The 17,040-nt window shown below is 71.7% G+C and carries 13 protein-coding genes and 2 pseudogenes; 7 read left to right on the forward strand and 8 right to left on the reverse strand.

What is annotated here, in order from left to right:
* Nucleotides 1-37: 37 nt before the first annotated feature.
* The 3 genes and pseudogenes from STRVI_RS05105 to STRVI_RS05115 all read right to left on the reverse strand — a co-directional run.
* A complete protein-coding gene (locus STRVI_RS05105; protein ID WP_014054547.1) occupies nucleotides 38-664 on the reverse strand; it encodes a hypothetical protein in 627 nt (208 codons plus the stop codon).
* Entirely contained in the window at nucleotides 651-2,282 is a 1,632-nt protein-coding gene (locus STRVI_RS05110; RefSeq protein ID WP_014054548.1) for a substrate-binding domain-containing protein, read from the reverse strand. Before STRVI_RS05110 ends, STRVI_RS05105 begins: the two co-directional genes overlap by 14 nt.
* Nucleotides 2,279-3,167, reverse strand: a pseudogene (locus STRVI_RS05115) (toxic anion resistance protein); the annotation flags it as partial. The pseudogene STRVI_RS05115 and the gene STRVI_RS05110, both read right to left, overlap by 4 nt.
* 50 nt (nucleotides 3,168-3,217) lie before the next feature.
* Between STRVI_RS05115 and STRVI_RS05120 the strand changes: the two are divergent.
* A pseudogene (locus STRVI_RS05120) lies at nucleotides 3,218-3,980 on the forward strand (RNA-guided endonuclease InsQ/TnpB family protein); the annotation flags it as partial.
* A gap of 126 nt (nucleotides 3,981-4,106) precedes the next feature.
* Here STRVI_RS05120 and STRVI_RS05125 read toward each other — a convergent pair.
* The gene (locus STRVI_RS05125; RefSeq protein WP_014054550.1) at nucleotides 4,107-4,520 is read right to left on the reverse strand and encodes a hypothetical protein; all 414 of its coding nucleotides are present in this window, start codon (nucleotides 4,518-4,520) and stop codon (nucleotides 4,107-4,109) included.
* 92 nt (nucleotides 4,521-4,612) lie between these two features.
* On the reverse strand, nucleotides 4,613-5,824 hold the full coding sequence (locus tag STRVI_RS05130; protein WP_014054551.1) for a pyridoxal phosphate-dependent aminotransferase: 1,212 nt from the start codon (nucleotides 5,822-5,824) through the stop codon (nucleotides 4,613-4,615).
* A gap of 276 nt (nucleotides 5,825-6,100) precedes the next feature.
* Between STRVI_RS05130 and STRVI_RS05135 the strand changes: the two genes are divergently transcribed.
* From STRVI_RS05135 to STRVI_RS05160, 6 genes are all read left to right on the forward strand, one after another.
* Nucleotides 6,101-7,729 carry an ABC transporter substrate-binding protein gene (locus tag STRVI_RS05135; RefSeq protein ID WP_014054552.1) on the forward strand — a complete coding sequence of 543 codons (1,629 nt, stop codon included), beginning with the start codon at nucleotides 6,101-6,103 and terminating at the stop codon, nucleotides 7,727-7,729.
* A gap of 5 nt (nucleotides 7,730-7,734) precedes the next feature.
* A complete protein-coding gene (locus STRVI_RS05140) occupies nucleotides 7,735-8,694 on the forward strand; it encodes an ABC transporter permease (RefSeq protein WP_014054553.1) in 960 nt (319 codons plus the stop codon).
* Nucleotides 8,691-9,590 (forward strand): ABC transporter permease, encoded by a 900-nt coding sequence (locus tag STRVI_RS05145; RefSeq protein WP_014054554.1) that lies wholly within the window; start codon nucleotides 8,691-8,693, stop codon nucleotides 9,588-9,590. The genes STRVI_RS05140 and STRVI_RS05145 overlap by 4 nt, the downstream gene beginning before the upstream one ends.
* A complete protein-coding gene (locus tag STRVI_RS05150; RefSeq protein ID WP_014054555.1) occupies nucleotides 9,590-11,524 on the forward strand; it encodes a dipeptide ABC transporter ATP-binding protein in 1,935 nt (644 codons plus the stop codon). Before STRVI_RS05145 ends, STRVI_RS05150 begins: the two co-directional genes overlap by 1 nt.
* Nucleotides 11,525-11,878: 354 nt before the next feature.
* The gene (locus STRVI_RS05155) at nucleotides 11,879-13,891 is read left to right on the forward strand and encodes a CocE/NonD family hydrolase (protein WP_014054556.1); all 2,013 of its coding nucleotides are present in this window, start codon (nucleotides 11,879-11,881) and stop codon (nucleotides 13,889-13,891) included.
* Entirely contained in the window at nucleotides 13,858-14,526 is a 669-nt protein-coding gene (locus STRVI_RS05160; protein WP_043235432.1) for a TetR/AcrR family transcriptional regulator, read from the forward strand. Before STRVI_RS05155 ends, STRVI_RS05160 begins: the two co-directional genes overlap by 34 nt.
* Before the next feature lie 62 nt (nucleotides 14,527-14,588).
* Here STRVI_RS05160 and STRVI_RS05165 read toward each other — a convergent pair whose 3' ends face one another.
* The 3 genes from STRVI_RS05165 to STRVI_RS05175 form a co-directional block, all read right to left on the reverse strand.
* On the reverse strand, nucleotides 14,589-15,038 hold the full coding sequence (locus STRVI_RS05165) for a hypothetical protein (RefSeq protein ID WP_251982561.1): 450 nt from the start codon (nucleotides 15,036-15,038) through the stop codon (nucleotides 14,589-14,591).
* Between the two features lie 68 nt (nucleotides 15,039-15,106).
* Nucleotides 15,107-15,676: a SigE family RNA polymerase sigma factor gene (locus tag STRVI_RS05170; RefSeq protein WP_014054559.1), complete on the reverse strand. Its 570-nt coding sequence runs from the start codon at nucleotides 15,674-15,676 to the stop codon at nucleotides 15,107-15,109.
* Between the two features lie 190 nt (nucleotides 15,677-15,866).
* Nucleotides 15,867-16,514 (reverse strand): hypothetical protein, encoded by a 648-nt coding sequence (locus STRVI_RS05175; protein WP_014054560.1) that lies wholly within the window; start codon nucleotides 16,512-16,514, stop codon nucleotides 15,867-15,869.
* Nucleotides 16,515-17,040: the final 526 nt, after the last annotated feature.

The raw sequence follows: 17,040 nt of genomic DNA on the forward strand, positions 1-17,040 counted from the left end.
TTCCACGGCAGAGGCCGTACGGCCCGTACCGGTACGGTCAGGCCCCCCGGCCCCGCTCCTCCAGATAGCGGGTGTGGGTCTGCTGGCGGCGCGCCTCCGCCTCCCGCAGCGCCGAGGCCATCGCGTCGGCCTCGTCGAAGAGCAGCGCGAGCTGCCGTTCCAGATGGCGCTCGGGCGGCTCGGTGCCCGGGGTGAGCCGGGTCCACCAGCGGGTGCGGGCGTAGGCGTCCACCGCCTCGGGAACGTCCTGCTGGATGATCCGCGACAGCGCGTACACCGCCTCGGGGTCGAGCGCGAGCGCCTCGCCCACCCAGCCGGGGTCGAGCAGGGCCTCGATCAGCCCGTCCAGTTCGGCCAGCTTGCCGCCGGCCGCCGGCGGCAGCTCGATCCGCGCCAGATACTCCCTGAGGGTCGCGAAGTCGCCCCGCAGCCCGTCCAACTGCTCGGCCGCGTCGGGGAAGTCGGGTGCGGCCGGGCGCTCCGGCGGGGCGATCAGGGCGCCCGCGCCGTACAGGCCCGCCACCACCACCGGCCAGTAGGCGCCCGCCAGACCGGTGAAGGTGAGGGCCAGGCCCACCAGCCCGGCCGCGCCTCCGGCCAGGTTCTTGCGGGATTCCAGATAGCCCAGCAGCCGGCCGGGCCCGCCGGTCTTATTGGTAGCCACGGATCTCCTCGAAGGCCCCGTCCAGCGAGCCCTTGGTCGCGTCGAAGAGCCGCCCGCCGGTGAGGGTGGCGATGGACTGGAGCTGCGAGCGGTCGGAGTCGCCGAAGACGATCGGGAAGACCGGGGCGGTGCGTTCCGGCCCACGCAGCCGCCGGTAGTAGGCGTCGAAGTCGGAGGCGGTCGCTCCGGTGGTGTTCTCGCCGTCCGTCATCAGCACGATCGAGGTGAACCGGTCGTCCCCGAGGGCCGATCGCCGCTGCGCCAGATGGTCGTACGCCGCCTGGAGGCTGCTGAAGATCGCCGTGTCACCGTCCGCGGTGAGCGCTTCGGCGTCGGCGCGGATCGCGGCCAGTACGGGGGCCGGGCGCTCGCCCGGGACGGTGTGGGTACGGACCCCCTTGACCCGGGAGCCGAACGGCATCAGCGTCACCTCCTCACGGTCGCGGAAGCGGTCCCCGGTGGGCGAGACGTCCGATCCGGCGAGCTGGCCGAGCGCCCGCTTGAGCTGCGCCAGCCGGTCGCCGTTCATCGAGCCGGAGGTGTCCAGGACGTACACGGTGCGCGAGGGGCGGCGCAGATCGTTCTCGTAGGAGGCGAGCAGACCGTCGGCGACCGCGAGGCTGCCCGGGAAGGGCAGTTCACGGCGCTTGGCCGTGGACAGCCGGGCGGCCGGCCGCACCGAGGCCACCACCGGGCGGCGGAAGGTGCGCTCGGTGAGCTGCCGCTGCGCCTCGGTGCCGCGCAGATGGGTGGCGAGCGCATGGGCCGAGTCCCGGGCGTCCTGCGAGGCCGAGGCGAGGACGGTCAGCGGATAGTCGGCGGTGACCACACCGTCCCTGGGGCGGATCACCGCCAGGTCCATGAGGTGGTCGCGGTTCAGGGTGAGCAGCACGGACTCGTAGTTGATCAGGCCGTCGACCGAGCCGCGCCGGATGAACGCGTCCGCCAGCCAGCCGGAGGATCCGGAGGTCAGCTTCTGCCCGGTGAAGAACTCCTTCAGCTTCGGCGTGGCCTTGCGGACGTCCGCCTCCCGCAGCGCCGACTGGGCGCCGGAGAGCCCCGAGGCGATCGAGACCAGCGCGGAGAAGCCGGAGTTGGAGCGCACCGGGTCGGTCATGCCGTACGTCAGCCGGCCGTCCGCCACCGCCCGCTCGATCTCCGACCAGGTGACCCGCTCCGGGTCCCAGCCGAGCCGCTTCAGGGCGGGCATTTTGATGCCGAAGGCGACCGGAGAGGTCATCACCGGGGTCTCGGAGGTGATCTTCTTGGCGGCTTCGGGGCGCAGCCGCAGATAGTCGTTGGAGGAGAGCCAGATGGCGTCGAACGCTCCGGCCGCCGCCCCCGAGGCCACCCGGTCGACCGCGTCCAGCGTGCCGGACCAGGTGGCGTCGACCGTGACACCGGTGGCGGTGCGGGCGGCGTCCAGCACGGGCTTCATATCGGCCAGTTCGCTGCTCGCCAGCACCCGCAGAGTGCCGGCGGACGAGCCCTTTCCGCCCTTTCCGCCCTCGTCGTCCTTCGAGCCGGAGCTGCAGGCGCTCACCAGCGGCAGGGCGGCCGCGAGCCCGAGGGCCAGCAGGCCACGGCGCGGCAGCCCGCCGTCCGCCGTCGCGGTCACTGCAGGGACCCCTCGATGGCGCCTGCCGACCGGGTCCGCTCCAGATAGGCGCTGGCCTGCTGCAACTCGCCGGTCAGGGACTCGACCGTCGCCGCCATCGACTCGGTCGCCTGCACCTTGTAGGTGTCGATCGCGTCCAGCGTGCGGTAGATCTGCTGGAAGGCGTTGCGCAGCGTCTCCGCGCCCACCGCCGGGTCGGCCGCGATCCGCTGGATCTCCCTGCTCTGGGTGGCCAGCATCTCCGCGTTGCCGCGGATCAGGTCCTCCGTCGTCCCGCGCAACGCGTTGACCTGCTCGATCACCTTGCGCTGGTTGTCCAGCGCGGAGGCCAGTATCACCGCGATACGCAGCGCCGAGACGGTCGTGGTCGCCGCCCGGTCGACGCCCTTGACCAGCTCCTCGTTGTTGCGGCGTACGACGTCCATGGCCAGATAGCCCTGGGCGCACACCGCGAGCTGGGTCAGCAGGTCCTGGTGCTTCTGCCGTACGGGGAAGAGCACATCGGCGCGCAGCGCGTCCGCCTGCACCGGATCGGTGGCCTCGACCGTGGCGATCCGCCGCTCGACCGCCGTGTCCAGGGCCTCGGTGAGGATCGCGTACTCCTGGAGCTTGCCCATCGTCTCCCACAGCCGCAGCCGCTCGGTGTGCAGCGCGGCGTTGTCCCGGCGCAGCTCGTCCTGGCCGCCGCGCAGCGAGCCGACGATCTTGTTCAGGGTGCCCTGGGCGGAGGCGTACTTGGCGACGTGATCGCGCAGCTTGTTGCCGCCCGGCAGCTTGGACAGCAGCCGCCGTGCGCCCCCCCCGCTGGGTGTCGCGCGGGTCCAGGTCCTCGACGGTGCGGCGCAGCTGGACCAGTGAGGACGAGACCCGGGTCTGGGCGTCGCCGTCCCCGTCCTTCCCGATCAGACCTTCTTTCGAGGGGACCACCGGGCGCGTTGCTGCGTGCGTATAAGTTCCTGCTGCGGCCTACCGTTCGGCAGGCGCAGGCCCTGACCCAGATGCTGCGGGACCACTGTTCGCTCTATAACGGGGCCTTGCAAGAGCGCCGTGACGCCTGGCGGCACACGTCGAAGACCAGCGTCAGGTACGGTGATCAGTCCGCCCAGATGAGGGAGATCCGGGTGTCCGACCCGGAGCGTCAGGGCCGCTGGTCCTTCTCGAGCCAGCAGGCCACCCTCAGGCGGCTCGACAAGGCGTTCCAGGCGTTCTTCCGCCGGGTCAGGAGCGGCGGAAAGCCCGGATACCCCAGGTTCAAGGGCTTGGGCCACTTCGACACGGTCGTTTTCCCGAAGGACGGGGACGGCTGCCGCTGGGACTCCACCCCCAACGACGCCCACACCCGTGTACGTCTCCAGGGCGTGGGGCACGTGCGGGTGCATCAGCACCATTCCGTGAAGGGCCGGGTCAAGACGGTCTCGGTGAAGCGTGAGGGCAACCGCTGGTACGTGGTCCTCGCCTGCGACGAGGTGCCCGCCGAGCCGCTTCCTGGCACGGGCAGGATCGTCGGCATCGACATGGGCACGGTGCACTTCTTCACTGGCTCCAACGGGGAGCACAAGGAGAACCCGCGATTCCTGGAGTCGATGGCGGAAGAGCTGACCGCTGCCCAGCAGCACCTTGCGACCTTCCCCAAGCGCACCAGACGCCGGACGAAGAAGCACCGGGCTGCGGCCCGGAAGGTGGCCAAGCTGCACGCCGCACCGCCAGCTCGCGCAGTTTTGAGTGATTCGCTGGGGCGTACCCGGCCCTGGGGCCGCCGGCTCAGGTCGCGCCGCCGACTCGGGCCGCGCCTGCTCCCGGCGAGTCCGCTCCCGGCGAGTCCGGCTACGCCTCCGTGAGCCCCAGCGCCGCCGCATGTGCCTCCAGCCGCTCGGCCGCCAGCGTCGAGGCCGCCGTGTCGTCACGGGACGTGGCCACGACCAGGGCCCATCCCGCCAGGGTGTGGGCGCGCTGGTGGAGGGCGGCGATATGCGCCGCGTCCGGCTCCGTCGTCGAGGGGGCCGCACGCAGCGGGGCGTGGCCGTCGCGCAGGCGGGCGGCCTGCTCGGCGAGCCGCTGGGCGGCGTCGTCGAGGCCGGGGTGCGGGGTGCGGGCGCGCAGCTCGTCGGTCACGGTGAGCAGCGCGGTCAGATGTCCGGCCAGCCGGATGTCCAGCTCTTCCTCGCGGGTGCGGTGCGGGAAGTCGGGCGTGGGCTCGGCCATGCTGTGGACCGATTTGGTGCGGATCGGCTCGTACATGGATGGCCTCCAAGGGGTCAGGAGACCATCCTAACTTAGACTCTGTCTAAAGTTGAGCTGAGGCTAAAAAGAGTTGAGCCGGGGCTAAAAGATCAGGGTTGGCCGTATCCGTCCAGGAAGTTCCCGATCCTGGTCACCGCGTCCGCCAGATCCTTCTTGGCGGGCAGCGTGACGATGCGGAAGTGATCCGGCTCCGGCCAGTTGAATCCCGTGCCGTGCACGATCATGATCTTCTCGGCCCGCAGCAGATCCAGCACCATCTGCCGGTCGTCCTTGATCTTGTAGACCTTGGGGTCCAGCTTGGGGAACGCGTACAGCGCGCCCTTGGGCTTCACGCAGGTCACGCCCGGGATCTGGGTCAGCAGGTCGTACGCCGTGTCCCGCTGCTCCAGCAGCCGGCCGCCGGGGAGCACCAGGTCGTTGATCGACTGACGGCCGCCGAGCGCCGTGGCCACCGCGTGCTGCGCCGGCATATTGGCGCACAGCCGCATATTGGCCAGGATGGTCAGCCCCTCCAGATAGCTGGCGGCGTGCGCCTTGGGGCCGCAGACCGCGAGCCAGCCGCTGCGGTAGCCCGCCACCCGGTACGCCTTGGAGAGCCCGTTGAAGGTGAGGGTCAGCAGATCGGGGGCGACGGTGGTGGTCGGGGTGTGGGTGGCCCCGTCGTAGAGGATCTTGTCGTAGATCTCGTCCGAGCAGACGATCAGCCGATGGCGGCGGGCGATGTCGGTGAGCCCGCGCAGCATCTCCTCGCCGTAGACGGCACCCGTGGGGTTGTTGGGGTTGATGATGACGAGCGCCTTGGTGCGGTCGGTGACCTTGCGCTCGATGTCGGCGAGGTCCGGCTGCCAGTCCGACTGCTCATCGCAGCGGTAGTGGACGGCGGTGCCACCGGCGAGTGAGACCGAGGCGGTCCACAGCGGGTAGTCGGGGGCCGGGACGAGCACCTCGTCGCCGTCGTCGAGCAGCCCCTGCATCGACATCTGGATCAGCTCGGAGACGCCGTTGCCGAGGAAGATGTCCTCGACGTCGAGGTCGATGCCCTGGGTCTGGTAGTGCTGCATCACCGCGCGCCGCGCGGACAGCAGCCCCTTGGCGTCGCCGTAGCCGTGGGCGTCGCCGAGGTTGCGGAGCATGTCCTCGAGGATCTCCGGGGGGCATTCGAAGCCGAAGGTCGCCGGATTGCCGGTATTCAGCTTGAGAATGCGGTGTCCTGCCGCCTCCAGCCGCATCGCCTCCTCGAGCACCGGGCCACGGATTTCGTAGCAGACGTTGGCGAGCTTCGTGGACTGGATCACCTGCATGTCGGCCACCCTACGGCGGAGTATCCGGAGCCGCTCGGTGTTTTTGGCCACGTGGACGGTGCGCGGAGGGTGTACGGACGGTGTGCGGGGGCGTCGTGGGGCGGGGTCCGCGACCCCGCGCGCCGTCGCCGGGCCGCTCTCCGCGCCGGGTAACGACTCTGTTTCCGGCGTTAATTTCCGCGAACGAAGGGTTGGCCCGAACGGGGCTCGTGGCTATCGTTCACAGACTTCACCCAATCGTTCGACTGAACGAGTAAGGGAAGGGTGCCCCCGTTCATGTCCCCGTTCACGTCCGAGACCTCCCACCGAACGACCCCCGCCGCGGCCGGGCTGCCCCGGAGGTCGCTTCTCACCACCGCGGCGGCGATCGGCGGTGCGCTCGGCGGCTCCGCCCTGCTGAGCGGCTGCTCAGGAGCCGCCTCCGCGTCCCCGACGAGGGCCGTGCCCACCCGCGGCCCGGCCGGGCGGCCCGACCGCGGCGGCACCCTGCGCATCGCCCGGCCGCCCGCCTCCGATGCCGAGACCCTCGACCCCGCGAGCGCGCTCTCCGCGTACGAATACCTCGGCGCGCTCTACAACCGCCTCGTCCGGATCGGGCCCGACGGCACCGTCGCCCCCGACCTCGCCGCATCCTGGGAGCCCGACGCCAAGGCCACCACCTGGACCTTCCGGCTGCGCCGCGGCGTCACCTTCCACGACGGCCGCGCCTTCACCTCCGCCGACGCCGCCTACACCCTGCGCCACATCCTCGACACCGCGACCGCCTCCCCGCAGGCCCCCGTGCTGTCCCCGCTGGTCGACCCGAAGCGGCTGCGCACCCCGGACGCCCACACCCTCGTCGTCCCGCTGAAGAGCCCGCACGCCGAGTTCCCCAGCCTGCTCACCCACTACAACTGCTACGTGGTCCCGGACGGCAGCGCCCGCTCCATCGGCCGCACCGGCATCGGCACCGGCCCGTTCCGGCTCGAATCCTTCGCCGCCGCCGGGCCCGGCCGGGTCACCGCCTACCCGGACCACTGGGCCGGGCGCCCGGTCCTGGACGCCATCGACTTCTACTCCGTCGCCGATATGCAGGCCCGCTCCAATGCCCTGCTCGCCGGACAGGTCGATCTGCTCTCCCAGACCAATCTCGACTTCGCCACCGCCCGGGTCATCGCCGCCTCCGACCGCGCCACCATCGCCCGCGCCGAGAACGCCCAGTGGTACGTGCTGCCGATGCTCACCACCGAGAAGCCCTTCACCGATGTGCGGGTGCGGCAGGCGATGAAGCTCGCCTACGACCCCGAGCACATCCTGAAGGCCGCCCTCCAGGGCGCGGGCACGGCCGGCTGGGACAACCCCGTCCCGCCGAACGACCCCACCCACACCGCCGCCCACCCCGCCCACGACCCCGAGAAGGCCCGCCACCTGCTGAAGAGGGCCGGGCACGAGCGGCTGGCGGTGGACCTCTACACCTCCTCGTACGACCCGATCTTCACGCCCATGGCCCTCGCCTACCAGGAGTCGGCCGGGCGGGCCGGCATCCGGATCCGGGTCAAGACCGCGGCCGCCGACTCGTACTACACCCAGATCTGGATGAAGAAGCCGCTCATGGCCACCTACTGGTACACCGGGCGCCCCGTCGACCAGCTCCTCAACCAGGTCTTCCGCGGCGGCTCCTCGTACAACGAGACCGCCTGGGCCGACAAGGAGTTCGACGCGCTGCTCGACCGGGCCCGCCGGGAGACCGACGCGGGCCGCAGGCGCGAGCTGTACGGACAGGCGCAGACCCTCGTCGTCGAGCGGGGCGGGGCCATCACCCCGATGTTCGCCGACCGGCTCGTCGGGATCTCCCGGAAGGTGCGCGGCTACGCCGAGCACGGCTTCGAGTTCGACTACCTCCGCATCGGCCTGAAGGGGGCATGAGGGGCATGCTCACCTTCCTCGTCCGCCGCGTGGTCTCCGCGCTGGGCACCCTGCTGCTCTCCTCGGTCCTGGTCTTCCTGGCCGTCCAGGCGCTGCCCGGCGACGTCGCCACCCAGGTGCTCGGCAGGGACGCCACCCCCGACGCGGTCGCCGCGCTGCGCAAGCAGATGGGGCTCGACCAGCCGGCGTGGGAGCGCTACGGCCACTGGATCAACGGCGCCCTGCACGGCGACTTCGGCACCTCGCTCGTCACCACCAAACCGGTGGGCGGCGAGGTCGCCCAGTACCTCGGCAACTCCGCCCTCATCGCCGTCGTCACCATCCTCTTCGCGGTCACCGGCTCCCTCGTCCTCGGCATCGTCGCCGGGCTCTACCGCGACCGCTGGCCCGACCACCTGATCTCCACGGTCAGCCTGATCGGGATGAGCGTCCCCGAATTCGTCGTGGCCACCGTGCTGGTGCTCGCCTTCTCCGTCACGGTGCCGGTGCTCCCCGCCGTGGTGCTGTACGGACCCGGCGCCAGCACCGGGCAGCTCCTCCCGGCGGTCTGGCTGCCCGCCGCCTCGCTCGCGATCGTCATGGCCGCGTACATCGTGCGGATGGCCCGCACCTCGGTGATCGACGTCATGGCCAGCGAATACGTCACCACCGCCCGGCTCAAGGGGCTGTCCACTTGGCGGGTGGTCACCCGGCACGCGCTGCCCAGCGCCCTGCTGCCCACCCTCCACGTCATCGCGCTCAACGTGGCCTGGCTGGTGGGTGGCGTCGCCGTGGTCGAGAACGTCTTCAACTACCCCGGCATCGGCAAGCTGATGCTCTCCTCCGTCCAGAACCGCGACCTGCCCGTCATCCAGGCCATCGCCCTCATCAGCGCCGTCGTCTACGTCCTGTGCAACCTCGCCGCCGACCTCGGCTCCATGGCCCTCAACCCCAAGCTCCGCACCCGAGGAGGGAGGATCCGATGAGTTCGCTGGAAGCGTCTGCTGTCGCCGTGCCGCCCGCGCCCGTCCGGCCCGGCGTGGCCGCCCGCACCTGGCGCGCCGTGCGCTCCTCCCGCCCCACCGCCATCGGGCTCGCGATCGTCGCCGTCCACCTCGTGGTCGCGCTGCTCGCCCCGCTGCTCACCCCCTACCACCCCACCACCGGCGACGCCTCGCACGCGCTGCTCGGGCCCGGCGCGGACCACTGGGCGGGCACCGACAGCTACGGGCGCGATGTGCTGACCCGGGTGCTGTACGGCGGGCGGTACGCGCTCGGCGTCTCCGTCACCGCGACCGTCCTCACCGTCGCCCTCGGCGCCGTCCTCGGCTGCGCGGCCGCCCTGCGCGGCGGCTGGCTGGACGATCTGCTGATGCGCGTCCTGGACGCGGTGCTCTCCATCCCCGCGATCCTCGTCCTGCTGGTGATCGTCACCGCGCTGGGCACCGGATCCGCGGTCATCGTGCTGGCTATCGCCGTCGTCTGCGTCCCCCAGGTGGTACGGGTCGTGCGCGGCGCCGCGCTCGCCGTCGTCCCCCAGGACTACGTCACCGCGGCGCGCGCCCGCGGCGAGAGCACCTGGGCGATCCTGCGGCGCGAGGTGCTGCCCAACATCACCGACGTGGTGTGCGTCGAGTTCGCGATGCGCGCCTCCTGGGTGGTGCTGCTGATCTCCTCGCTGTCCTTCCTGGGCTTCGGCGCCGACCCGCCCACCCCCGACTGGGGGCTGATGGTCTCGGAGAACCGCACCGCCATCACCGTCGTCCCGATGGCCAGCCTCGCGCCGATCATCGCCCTGGCCACGCTGGTGGTCGGGCTCAACCTCGCGGCCGACGGCCTGTCCAAGGCGTGGGGCGTGGACCGGATCCGGGAGGGCTCCTGATGACGGCCATCACTTCGGCGGACGCGACTGGTTCGGCGGAGACGACGCCCATCGTCTCGGTGGACGCCCTGTCCGTGGCCTACCGTTCGGGCGGGTCGGGCGGGCGCGAGGTGCCCGTCGTGGACGAGGTGTCCCTGGAGGTCGGCCCCGGCCGGACGCTGGCCCTGGTCGGCGAGTCGGGCAGCGGCAAGTCGACGGTCGCCGCGACGCTTCTGGGACATCTGCGGCACGGATCGCGGCTGACCGGCGGACGGGTCGCCGTCGAGGGCAAGGACGTCTTCGCGCTCTCCGCGCGGGAGCTGCGGCGGTTGCGCGGCGGTACGGTCGCGATGGTCTCCCAGAACGCGGGCCACGCCCTGACACCGAGCATGCGCATCGGACGGCAGATCGCGGAGGCGGGCGGCGAGGTGCCCGTCACGGACCTGCTGGAGCAGGTCAGGCTGCCGCGCCCGCGCGAACTCGCCCGCCGCTATCCGCATGAACTCTCCGGCGGACAACAGCAGCGCGTGGCCATCGCCATGGCCATCGCGGCCCGCCCCAAGGTGCTCGTCCTGGACGAGCCCACCACCGGCCTCGACGTGATCACCCAGCGCGGGGTGCTGGACCTGATCGGCGCCCTGCGCGAGGAACTCGGCCTCGCCGCCGTCCTGGTCAGCCACGACCTCGGCGTGGTCGCGCACATGGCCGACGAGGTGTGCGTGCTGCGCGCCGGACGGGTCGTCGAGGCCGCCCCCACCCGGCGGCTCTTCGCCGCCCCCGCCGACCCGTACACCCGCCGCCTGCTGGCCAGCGTCCCGCGCGTCGCGGACGCCGGGCTGGCACTGGTGGGCGAGGACGGCACACGCGAGATCCGGCCCCGGGCCGAGGTGCCCGCGGACGCGGCCGAGGCGCTGGACGTACGGGAAGTGACGATCGACTACGGCACCAGCCGCGCCGTGGACGGGGTCTCCTTCAGCGTGCGGCGGGGGGAGGTGCTGGCGCTGGTCGGCGAGTCGGGGAGTGGCAAGTCGACGATCGCGTGGTCGCTGGCGGGACTGCGGGGGGCGTCGGGCGGGACGATGAGGGCTGGGGTGGGGGATGCGGTGGGCGGTGCGTCTGGGGATGCGGCGGTCGGCGCGTCCGGGGGTGTGACGGGGGTTGCGTCGGGCGGTGGGGCGGGGGCTGTGTCGGAGGGTGCGTCCGAGGACGCGTCGGGCGGTGCGGCGAGGGTTGCGTCGGGGAGTGCGTCGGGCGGTGCGTCCGGCGGTGATCTGGGTGCCCCCGCGCGGCGGCGTCCGCTTGCCCTGCGCCGCACCGTGCAGCTCGTCTTCCAGAACGCGGACACCTCGCTCAATCCGCGGCGTTCGGTGGGCGATGCGATACGGCGGCCCCTGCGCTTCTTCGGCTCGGCGGGGTCGAGGGGCGAGGCGGCCTCGCGGGCCCGGCGGCTCATCGCCGACGTCCGCCTCGACCCCGACTTCGCCGACCGGCTGCCCGCGCAACTGTCGGGCGGCCAGCGCCAGCGGATCGGGATCGCGCGGGCGCTGGCCGGGGAGCCGGAGGTGCTGATCGCGGACGAGATCACGACGGCGCTGGATGTCTCGGTACAGGCCGATGTGTTGCGGCTGCTGGACGATCTGCGCCGCGAGCGGGAGTTGGCGTGCCTGTTCATCAGCCACGACCTGGCGGTGGTGCGGGGGATCGCGGACCGGGTGGTGGTGCTGCGGCAGGGGGTGGTGGTGGAGGAGGGGCCCACGGACGCGGTGTTCGAGGGGCCGGGGCATCCGTATACGCGGGCGTTGATGGCAGCGGCGCTGGAGCCGGATCCGGAGGCGGAGGGGGCTGCGGCCTCGGCCCCGGCCGAGGAGTGGGCGGACGCCGCCGAGCCGGGGGCGGTGTGGGATGAGCTGGGCGGGGGCCACCGGGTACGCAGGTGGCGGCCGACGGATGGCTAGCCCCCACCCCGCCCCTTCCCGATACCGGGGCCGGCCCCGCCCCCCGTGGGGAGCGCCCCTTGAGGTCTCGCCGCCGGGTGCGGGCCGGTGGGCGGGTTGTGCCCACCCGTTCCGCGAGCTGCGCGCGGCGCAGTTCAAGCCCCTCCGGCGATTGAGGAGCGGGGTCCGGGGCGGAGCCCCGGTTTCGGGAAGGGGCGGGGTGGGGGCTCGCCCGCCGCAGGCGCACCCGATCCGCAGGCGCACCCGATCCGCAGGCGCACCCGACCCGCAGCCGCACCCGACCCGCAGCCGCATCCGACCCGCAGCAACAACCCACCCCCGCCCCACACCCAACCCCACCCCGTAAGGAGAGGCGTGAAGTACCGCGAGACCTTCGCCCGCGAAGTGCGCGTCGAGGACGTATGGATCCCCACCCGGGACGGGCAAACGCGGCTGCACGCACGCATCTGGCGCCCGACCGACGCCGAGACCGCCCCCGTCCCCGCCCTCCTCGAATACCTCCCGTACCGCAAGAGCGACTGGACCGCACCCCGCGACGCCCAGCGCCACCCCTGGTACGCCGGGCACGGCTACGCCTCCGTACGAGTCGATCTGCGCGGCAGCGGCGACTCCGAGGGCGTGATGCTCGACGAGTACACCGCGACCGAGCTCGCCGACGGCGTCGACGTCGTCAACTGGCTCGCGGAGCAGCCCTGGTGCACCGGCAAGGTGGGGATGTTCGGGATCTCCTGGGGCGGGTTCAACTCCCTCCAGATCGCCGCCCTGCGCCCCGAGCCGCTGAAGGCGATCGTCACCGTCTGCTCCACCGACGACCGTTACGACAACGACGTCCACTACACCGGCGGCGCCGTCCTCGGCATCGACATGCTCGCCTGGGCCGGGACGATGCTGGCGTTCACCGCCCGCCCCCCGCACCCCACCTCGGTCGGCGAGGACCGCTGGCTGCCCATGTGGCGGGAGCGGCTCGACGCGCTCGAGCCGTATCTGCACACCTGGCTCGCCCACCAGGAGCGGGACGACTACTGGCGGCACGGCAGCGTCTGCGAGGACTACGGCGCGATCGAGGCCGCCGTGCTCGCGGTCGGCGGCTGGGCCGATCCGTACCGGGACACCGTGCTGCGCCTGCTGGCACACCTCGACGCGCCCGTGCGCGGGCTCATCGGCCCGTGGTCGCATCAGTACCCGGACCGGGGGCTGCCGCCGGGCCCGGCGATCGGCTTCCTGCAGGAGACCCTGCGCTGGTGGGATCACTGGCTGAAGGACGAGCCCACCGGCGTGCTGGACGAGCCGCCGCTGCGCGCCTGGATCAACGAGCCCGTACCGCCCGCCACCTGGTACGACACCATGCCCGGCCGCTGGGTCGGCGAGGACGCCTGGCCGTCGCCGTCCGTCACCTGGGACGAACGCCCCCTCGGCGGCCCCGCCGACGAGCCGGTGATCGTCCGCTCGCCGCTGCACACCGGGCTGGACGCGGGCCGCTTCTTCCCCTTCGGCAACGCCACCGATCTGCCGCCCGACCAGCGCGAGGAGGACGGCCGCTCGGTCCGCTTCGACTCACAGCCGTTGACAGAGCGGGTGGAAATCCTGGGCCGTCCCCGCGTACGGCTACGCCTGGACAGCGCCACCCCACGCGCCCATGTCATCGCCCGCGTCTGCGATGTGGCGCCCGACGGCTCGTCCACCCTCGTCACCCGTGGGGTGCTCAACCTCTTGTCGAGGAAGGGGCGGGACAAGGCCGTGGAGTGGCAGCCAGGGCGCGAAGAGGACGTGGAGTTCGAGCTGAACGCCACCGGCTACGCCTTCCCGCCCGGCCACCGGATCCGGGTCGCCGTCTCCGACGCGTACTGGCCGTGGGTCTGGCCGCACGGCGAGCGCGGCCGGCTGACCGTACGGCCCGGGGACAGCGCACTGCTGCTGCCCGTACGGGATCCGGGCGCCGACGCGGGCCGCCCGCCCATCGTCTTCGAGGAGCCCGAGCAGGCCGTGCCGCTCGCCGTGACCGTCGACCCGCCCGCCGAACCACGCCCCGAGCGGACCGTCACCCACGATGTGGCCACGGGCGAGTGGGTACTGGACGTGGACCCCAATTACGGCGGCTCCCGCACCTATCCCGACGGTCTGCGCTACGAGGAGAGCGCCCGCGAGACGTACCGCATCCGCTCCGACGATCCGCTGTCGGCCGTGGCAAGCTCTCGGTGGACCATCCGGCTGCGGCGCGGGGCCTGGGCCGCGGAGGTCGTCACCGCCGTGGAACTGCGTGCCACGGCGGAGGAATTCATCATGGACAGCAGCATCGAGGCACGGGCGAACGGAGAGACAGTGGCCACGCGCGCATGGCACCACACCACGCCGAGGACTTCCGCGTGACGTCCCCCGCCGAACGCCGCCCCCCGCGCCGCGCCGTCGAGGCCTCGCGCCGGACCCGGCAGCCCACCGAGGTGCGCCGCCGCCTCATCGTGGAGGCCGCCGTTCCGCTGATCGCGGAGCGCGGCACCAAGGGGGTCGGGGTGCGCGAGGTGGCGGCCGCGGCCGAGGTCTCGGTCGGCACGGTCACGTACCACTTCGAGAGCGTGCAGGAAGTCCTCTCCGAGGCGATGGTGCTGCACATCGAGCGCTACTACGCCGCGTTGAGCGAGGCCGCCGCGACGGCCACCAGCGGCGCGGAGGGGCTGCGGCTGCTCATCGACGCGCTCTTCACGGACGACACGGACCAGCACTGGCGGATGTGGTTCGACTACTGGAACGCGGGCGAACGCGACGAGTCCTTCGCCCGTGGCCAGGCCGAGCGCTACGAGGCATGGCACGGCGAGATCCAGTCCCTGGTCGAACGGGGCCGGGACGAGGGCGACTTCGTATGCGACGACCCGGCCGACTTCGCCCTCCGCTTCTCCGCCCTGGCCGACGGCCTGGCCCTGCGCCGCCTGCGCCAGGCCCCCGCCCTGACCGTGGCGGACGCCCGCCGCCACCTGCGCCGCTTCGTGGCGGCGGAGCTGGAGGGCTGAGCGGAAAGTGTCCCGCCCCTCCCGGCACCGGTACCTGTGCCGGGGGGACAGGGCGCCTCAGGTCACCCGGCGCAGAGGATCAGGCTGATACTGGCGCCTCTGGGCACGGCGTTCGGGCTGTGGGGGGAGACCTCGACGACCGTGCCCGGCTTGCCGTTCTTGCCGCAGTCCACCTCGCTGACCTTGCCGAGCTTGAGCTGCGACTTCAGTAGCTGCTGCTTGGCGAAGTCCAGACTGAGCCCCCCGAAGTCGAGCTTGTACTTGCTGTCCTCCAGCACGACGTAGGCGGCTTCGGGGTCGGCGGCTTCGGGGGCGGCGGTCACGGTGCCGGCGGCGGCGGGCTTCGAGGTGTCCGAACCGCCGTTGATGGAGGCCAGGGCGGTGCCGCCGCCGACCACGACGAGGGCGGTGGCGATGCCCGCGATGGCCGTGGCCCGCTTACGACGGGTCTTGCGCACAATGCCGGCCGTGTCGAAGTCCGGCGCCTCGGCCGCGTTCACAAAGTCGTTCATGGCGTTCACCAATTCCTCTTCGAAGGGCGTAGAACCGGTGCAGCCGGGAGGCCGCGAACCATGCGAGGTCATCGGGTTCCTTCCGTGGGCTGCCTCGGTGAAGGGCCGGAAAGCGCGGGGAACTGGCTTCTGAGCTTGTCCATGCCACGGGAGAGCTGGGACCGCACAGTGCCGGGTGAGATGCCCAGGTCCGCCGCGATCTCGGCATCGGACAGATCGTGGAAGTACCGCAGCACCACGACCGTGCGCATGCGCATCGGCAGACACTGAAGGGCGCGGACCAACTGGTCCCTGCTGTCGATACGCCCGTACTCGTCCCCGGCAACCGCCCGCTCACCGCTGTCCTGATGCGGAACCATGCGGCGGAACCTCCGCCACCGGTCATTGGCGAGGTTCACCATGATCCGCCGAACGTAGGCGTCCGGAGCATCCTTGGCGGCGATCGTGCGCCACTTACGGCAGGCCCGCTCCAGCGTCTCCTGGACCAGGTCCTCCGCCGCCTCACGGTTCCCCGTCAAGACAAGGGCACCGCGGAACAACGCGGCCGACCGCGTCGCGACGAAACCATGGAAGTCCATCTCCGCCGAACCGGCCTCGGTGAGGCTCGTTCTCAGCTTCCACTCAGTTGCCAGATCCACACGTCCTCCCTTCCTGTCATCCCTCCTTGACGGGGAGGCCCCTTCATCTGCTGCATGGCCACGATGAGAGCTGGGTCACAGGGGGAGACGCGCGGCGGGTCCGCGACGCGCGGCGGGTCCGCGACGGGCGGCGAACACGGCTGCGGCGGAGCCGCCGTAGGCAGCTCCGCCGCAGCGGTCGGGCAGGTGCTTACTGGTGGGCGCTGATCACACCGCCGGCGCTGAGCACGATGTACACGCCGTTGGCGTCGAGCCCGGCGTCGTGCCCGTTCGCCTCCAGCGTGCCGTCCACCGAGCCCTCGTTGCCGATGATGTCCGCGCGGAAGTGGGCGTCGCCGACCTTTGTGACCTTGGCCGTCCAGCCGCCCGCGAGCTTGAACGTGCCCGGTCCGTTGTGCTCGCCGCCCATCCAGGAGTGAACCTCGCCGCCCAGCGTGAGCACGACGTACATGCCGTTGGCGTCGAGCCCGGCATCGCGCTGGTTCGTCTCCAGCGTGGCCAGGACGGCACCATCGTTGATGATCTTGAGGCGGTAGCGCTGGGTACCGAGCTTGTCGATCTTGGCCGTGCTGCCGTCCACCAAGGTCTGGTCGCCGGCTGCGGATGTCGGCTTGTCCGTAGCGCCCGTCTTGGCTTCGGGCTTGGCGTCGGAGCCCTTGGCTCCGGAGGAGGAGCCCCCGGTGCTGGACTCGGCGGAGGCCGCGGGCTTCTTCGTGCCGGTGTCGGCCGTGTCGTTGTTGCAGGCGGTCAGGCTGAGGCCGGCGGCTGCGATCAGGGCCGCGGCGGCGATGCGGATGGTGCGGCGACGAGCGGTGCGGACGGTGGTGTTGGCGTTCATTTCGAGTCCCCCGGGGGCAGTCGGTGACGTTGTTCTCTCGGTACGTCACCCACTCTGACCGGGGCCGCTACCGCAAGGCTGCCGCTCCGCTAACACCCCGCTAACACGGCCGTTAGCAGGGGAAGGACGCGCATATTGCCTCGACCCGTCAGGCGCGTCGCCATCCGCCCGAAAATCGATGGAGCCGCACTTCCGTGTGCCGGTACCGTGCTTCCGCCCACCGTCGCTCTGTCAAGGACATGCCGTTGTACACCAAGTGAGACACCCCAAGCGCTGATCCGTCGCGCGTCGCGCATATGCGGCGTGCTGCTTTTCGCTGTGGTCTTCTCACTGGAAGCGGTCAACTCTGTGTCCAAGAACTCTGTGTCCAAGAAGTGGGCTGTCGTGCCCCTCTGCCTCCCGATCAACGCCTGGTCCCTCGCGCTGCGCACCGGGTGCCGAGACACCACCGAGCTCCCCCCGGTCGTACGGCGCGATCGGCCGGCCTGGCAGTCGCCGTACGGTCCGCCGCCGCGGCGGGCGCACC

It is taken from the genome of Streptomyces violaceusniger Tu 4113, from assembly GCF_000147815.2.
Lineage (GTDB): Bacteria > Actinomycetota > Actinomycetes > Streptomycetales > Streptomycetaceae > Streptomyces > Streptomyces violaceusniger_A.